Origin of the sequence: Agreia sp., from assembly GCF_964263775.1 — a bacterium.
In the GTDB taxonomy this organism is placed as follows: Bacteria; Actinomycetota; Actinomycetes; order Actinomycetales; family Microbacteriaceae; genus Agreia.
This window is the reverse complement of the sequence record NZ_CAXVWM010000097.1, coordinates 1-5,109: the sequence shown is the minus strand read 5'-3', so window position 1 is coordinate 5,109 and position 5,109 is coordinate 1. Positions and strand designations below refer to the sequence as shown.

Annotated in this window: 7 protein-coding genes; 2 read left to right on the top strand and 5 right to left on the bottom strand. The window is 66.2% G+C overall.

The window, feature by feature from the left end; genetic code table 11:
- Positions 1–371, bottom strand: a 371-nt coding sequence (locus tag ACE5CZ_RS07640; RefSeq protein ID WP_374946732.1) for a cryptochrome/photolyase family protein, incomplete at its 3' end; no start/stop codon positions are given.
- A 187-nt stretch (positions 372–558) separates the two neighbouring features.
- On the opposite strand from ACE5CZ_RS07640, the gene ACE5CZ_RS07635 reads away from it, so the two are divergent.
- A complete protein-coding gene (locus ACE5CZ_RS07635) occupies positions 559–876 on the top strand; it encodes a putative quinol monooxygenase (RefSeq protein ID WP_374946731.1) in 318 nt (105 codons plus the stop codon).
- The gene (locus tag ACE5CZ_RS07630; protein ID WP_374946730.1) at positions 876–1,418 is read left to right on the top strand and encodes a gluconokinase; all 543 of its coding nucleotides are present in this window, start codon (positions 876–878) and stop codon (positions 1,416–1,418) included. The genes ACE5CZ_RS07635 and ACE5CZ_RS07630 overlap by 1 nt, the downstream gene beginning before the upstream one ends.
- Before the next feature lie 185 nt (positions 1,419–1,603).
- Here the strand turns inward: ACE5CZ_RS07630 and ACE5CZ_RS07625 are convergent, their stop codons facing one another.
- The 4 genes from ACE5CZ_RS07625 to ACE5CZ_RS07610 all read right to left on the bottom strand — a co-directional run.
- Positions 1,604–2,446: a carbohydrate ABC transporter permease gene (locus tag ACE5CZ_RS07625; RefSeq protein WP_374946729.1), complete on the bottom strand. Its 843-nt coding sequence runs from the start codon at positions 2,444–2,446 to the stop codon at positions 1,604–1,606.
- On the bottom strand, positions 2,436–3,407 hold the full coding sequence (locus ACE5CZ_RS07620; protein ID WP_374946728.1) for a carbohydrate ABC transporter permease: 972 nt from the start codon (positions 3,405–3,407) through the stop codon (positions 2,436–2,438). Before ACE5CZ_RS07620 ends, ACE5CZ_RS07625 begins: the two co-directional genes overlap by 11 nt.
- The gene (locus tag ACE5CZ_RS07615; protein ID WP_374946727.1) at positions 3,404–4,693 is read right to left on the bottom strand and encodes an ABC transporter substrate-binding protein; all 1,290 of its coding nucleotides are present in this window, start codon (positions 4,691–4,693) and stop codon (positions 3,404–3,406) included. Before ACE5CZ_RS07615 ends, ACE5CZ_RS07620 begins: the two co-directional genes overlap by 4 nt.
- A gap of 13 nt (positions 4,694–4,706) precedes the next feature.
- A partial coding sequence (locus tag ACE5CZ_RS07610; RefSeq protein WP_374946726.1) for an FAD-dependent oxidoreductase occupies positions 4,707–5,109 on the bottom strand: 403 nt, incomplete at its 5' end.

Below are 5,109 nucleotides of genomic sequence, written 5' to 3'. Positions count from 1 at the left end.
TGGTCGCCGCGGGAGTCGGCCCACGCGCGAAACTCCTCCTCGCTCGTGACGAATCCGCGGCTGGGCAGAACGTGGATGCCCCGGGCACGAACGAAGCGCCGCGCGGCCCACGAGGTGGGGTCGATCACCTCGAGGTCGTCTCGCTCGTCGACCACCTCGGAGTAGCGGTCGACCCGGTGGTACTCGACGCGGTCGCCGAGTTCGGCGGCCCGGTGCCGCATCGCCGAGAGCAGCAGGTGCGCCTTGGCCCGGTGCATGGGTCGACGGCCGAACACCGAACGCGCCTCGACGATCATCATCGGCCCGCCGTCGTCGAAGAGTGGTCCGAGCTGCCCGGCGAAGATCCAGCGGGTGCGGGGCGAGCTGGTCACGAGCCCAGACTAGGCAGGCGGCCGCACCGCGCCACCGGCGTTGACAACGGAGCATGGCGGCTCCCGACACGAATGCGCCCGCTCGTGCCGCGCACAGGGCAGACTTGTCGCAACTGGCCCGCGATCGCGGTGCGAGTCGCGATCGAATTCGTGCAGCCGAAGCGCCGCCCCGACCCCGTGGAGTTACATGTCTGAAGCAGTCGTCGTCACCGCCATCTTTCGACCCGTGGCCGGTGCCCGAGACGAGGTCGTTCGGGCACTGTCGAGCGGCATCGCCGAGGTGCACTCCGAGACGGGATGCGAGCTCTACGCCATTCACGACGCCCCCGACGGAACGATCGTCATGATCGAGAAGTGGAGTTCGAACGCCGACCTCGACGCGCACGCAGCCGGCGAGATCGTCGCCCGCATGACGGCCCCGTTGGCAGGCTTGCTCGAGTCTCCGGCCGAGGTCACACGCCTGGCTCCCATCCCGGCGGGGAGCAGTTACCAGGGCCAGCTCTGATGCACGAGGGCAGCGGGCACCAGGGCAGCGGGCACGATGCCAGCGGGCACGAGCTCGTCGTCGTGGGCGGCGTGTCCGGTTCGGGCAAGTCGACCATCGGGGCGCTGCTCGCCCAGCGACTCGAGGTTCCCTTCATCGACGCGGATTCGCTGCATCCCGAGGCCAACGTCACGAAGATGGCGGCGGGCCTTCCGCTCACCGACATCGACCGCGCACCCTGGTTGGTGCGTATTGGAGAGGTGCTCTCGGAGCACGACCGGTCGGGTCTCGTGCTGGCCTGCTCGGCACTCAAGCGCAGCTATCGCGACACCATCCGCACGGTCGAGCCGTCGACCGTCTTCGTCACCCTCTCCGGCTCACACGAGCTGATCGCGGCACGCCTCGCCGCACGTCACGGCCATTTCATGCCCGCGGCGCTGCTCGACTCGCAGCTGGCGGCGTTCGAGCCCCTCGACGACGACGAGGCGGGCGAAGACGTGGATGTCGCCGCGAACGTCGACGACATTGTGGCCGCGGCCATGCGCGTGGTGCGCCCGGCCTGACCGGCACCCTGACCCAGCACCCTCCCGGTACAGGTATCGCGCAGTACGCTGCCGCTTGGCGCGAATCGACCTCAATGGGCGGGTTCAGGTCGAAATGTGCCAAGCGGCCTGCGGCTACTCATGCCCGCTTGGCGAAAATCGACCGAAACTCGCCTGCACACGTCGATATGTAACAAGTGAGAGGCTTACCCCTTCAGGCCCGTCTGCGCGAGTCCCTCGACGAACTGGCGCTGCGCCAGCACGAACACCACGAGCACCGGCACCGCCGTCATCGTGGCCGCGGCCAGCTGCACGTTCCACATCTGCCCGCCGTAGGCATCCGTGTATCTGGTCAGCGCCTGGGGAAGCGTGAACAACTCGGGGCTCTGCAGGTACACGGTGGGTTCGAGGTACAGGTTCCAGGTGTGCAGAAAAGTGAAGATGGCGACAGCGCCGAGGGATGCCTTGGCCAGCGGCATCGCGATGCGCCACCAGATCGCGGCGCGGCCGAGGCCGTCGAGTCGCGCCGCCTCCTCGAGTTCGACCGGAAGAGTCACGAAGTACTGCCGCATGATGAACGTGGCCAGCACGCTCGGCGCCCCGAAGGTCGTCACGAGCAGCAACGGCCAGTGCGTGTTCACGAGTCCCAGCTGGTTGAAGATCTGGAACAGCGGCACGATCGTCACCTCAGACGGCACCAGCAGACCGATCAGCACCACGAGAAACAGCGCATTCACACCCGGAAACTTGATGCGCGCGAACGCGTAACCCGCCATCGCCGAGAAGAGCATGGTCGCCGCCGTCACCACGACCGCGATGTACATGCTGTTCCAGTACTGCAGCAGAAATGGCTGTTCTGTGAACGCGTCGACGTAGGGCTGAATGGTCGGATGCTGCGGCCAGAGTGTGGGAGGAAAGGCGAAGATCTCGCCGATCGGCTTGAAAGACGAGGTGATCATCCACCAGGTCGGAAAGACGAACGGGATGGCGAGCACGCTCATCCCGAGGTAGAAGAGCACCCGCAGCGCGGGGCGGCGCCTAGCTTTCATAGTGCACCCACCTCTTTCTGAGCTGCCACTGCACGACGGTCAGCACGAGCACGATCACGAACAAGACGAGCGCCAGGGTCGATCCGTAGCCGAAGCGGTGAAACTCGAATGCCTGCTGAAACAGGTAGTAGACGAGCACGGTGGTCGAGATTCCCGGGCCGCCCTGCGTGAGCACGGCGATCTGCGCGAAGACCTGCAGCGATCCGACGATGGTGATGATCGTGGTGAGCAGAATCATCGGCGAGATGAGCGGCAGCGTGATGCGGCCGAAGGTGCGAAACGGGCCCGCGCCATCGATGGCCGCCGCCTCGGTGATCTCTTTCGGAACACCCTGCAGCGCCGAGAGAAACAAGATCATGTTCAGGCCGACGTTCTTGAACACCTGAACCACGATCACGCTGAGCATGGCGGTCGGCCCCTCGCGCAGCCAGTTCGGGCCATCGACGCCGATCACCTGCAGCAGGCCGTTGATGCCTCCGTCGTCTTGAAGGAGAAAGCCCCAGACGATCGTCCAGGCGACGAGCGAGACGACGACGGGCGAGAAGAAGAGCGTGCGAAAGAACGTGATCGCTCGGGCCTTGCGATTGAGCATGATCGCCAGGAGAAGAGCGATCGACAGGTTGCCGATCACGAGGCCCACCGAGAAGATGCCGGTCGTGCCGAGCACGGGAGCGACCTTCGGGTCGGAGAACAGCCGCTCGACGTTCTCTGTGCCGACGAAGCGAAAGGTGTTCGCCAGCACGTTCCACTCGTGAAAGCTGTAGTAGACGATCAGCACCAGCGGCAGCAGCACGAAGAGCACGATTCCGAGCACCTGCGGCGCCACGAAGAGATAGCCCACGAGGTTGTCGTTGCCAGAGAGCGAGCGACGGCGGCGCCGGGTGACCCGGGCCGCGCTGCGAACAGCAGCGCGACCCGTGCGACCCGTGATCACTGTCTCCCTTTCGAGGGTGTCGGTCACTGCTCGAGCAGGGGAGCGATTGCGGTGCAGACGTCGCCGAGCGTGCCTTCTACGTCGGCGTCGGCCACCCAGAGGGCGTCGAGGGCCGAGCGCACCTCCTGCTGGATCTCTGCCGAGCCGATGTGCGACGGCCGAACCTGCCCGTCTTCGATGGCCGGAACCACGATGTCGCCGAGCTGCTCTTCTGTCAGCACGGGGTTGGCGGCAGACAGTGTGGCGGCGTCGAGCTGCGAGGTGCGGGCCGGCGGAAAGTACTGGGCCAGCTTCGCCGAGTTCTCGGGGTTGGTGAAGTAGGCGATGAACTCGGCCGACTGCTCCGGATGCTCGGCCTGGGCGAGCGCACCGACACCGGCCTGGCCGACGATCGAGTACTCGCCGTCGGGCCCCTCGGGCAGCGGGGCGAGCTCCCAGGCCTGGATGCCCGACTCGGCGAGCAGCGAGGCCCGCGAGATTTGCGTCACGGTGAACGCGGCCTCACCGGCGAAGAAGTCGGCCGCGGTTCCCGGGCCGGGCATCGACTTCGCGGTGAACGCGGCGTCATGCAAGAAGGTGAAGGCGTCGACCATCTCGGGCGAGTCCATGGTGCAGGTCGTGCCGTCCTTTGACCACGGTTCGGCGCCCCAGCCGCCCCAGACCGTGGACAGGTAGTCCCACTGCGTGTAGTCGAAGTCGCGCACGACGAAGCCGGCCTTGCCGGTGGTCGCGTTCACGGCCGAGCCGACCTCCGAGATCGTCTCCCAGTTCCAGCGGCCCTCGTCTTGCAGCTGAGCCGCAGTGGGCTGGCCGGCGGCGGCCAGCAGGTCGTCGTTGGCGAAGACCACGAACGGCGACGTCGAGAAGGGATAGGCGGCGAGCTTGCCGTCGGCGTCGATCCAGAGTTCGGTCGCGCTGGTCGACAGGTCGTCGAGGTCGTACCCCTTCGTCGCTTCGAGCGTGTCGTTCAGGGGCACGAGCGCGCCCGATGACACGAAGTCGGGGGCCGCGTTCTCGAGAACCCACGCCATGTCGGGCGGATTTCCGCCGGCCAGCTGGGTGGTGAGGGTGGTCGTGTAGCTCTCGAAGTCGAGCGGATCGAACGTGATGTCGCTCACCTCAGGGTGGTCGGCGATGTAGGCATCGGCGATGTCATCGAACAGGGCGAGCTGGTCTTCGTTCGATGTCCACACGGTCATCCTCAACGACACGGGCGTGTCGTCTTCGGGTTCGCTCGCGGCGCATCCGCTCAAGACGAGGGCCGAGATCGCGACGGCTGCGGTCGCGCCCAGCTTCATTGCTGACTTTCTCATGTGCTGTTTCTCCTTAGTAACCGGTGACGTCGGGCCAGTGAAGCTCGACGCCCTGACGCGTGAGTTGTGCTTGGAACTCGCCGAGCAGGCGGGGATCGGCCCGAACCTGTCGGGGGCTGATGGAGCGTTCGACGCAGAAGGCCGCGAGCGCGCCCGCCGATTCGCCGATGTTCCATTCGACGGGGTGAAGCCGGAAGGCTCCGTTGGTGATGTGGGTGGTTCCGATGTTCTTGCCGGCGGCAAGAACGTTGTCGGCTCGAACGGGGATGAGGGCGCCGAGCGGAATCTCGAACGGCGACGACGCGATGTCGAGGTAGTTGTCGCCGCCCGTCGAGGGGTGCAGGTCGATGCGGTACATGCCGGTGCCCACCGTGTAGTCGTACTGCTTCGGCCGGCCGTGCCCGCGAAGCTCGATC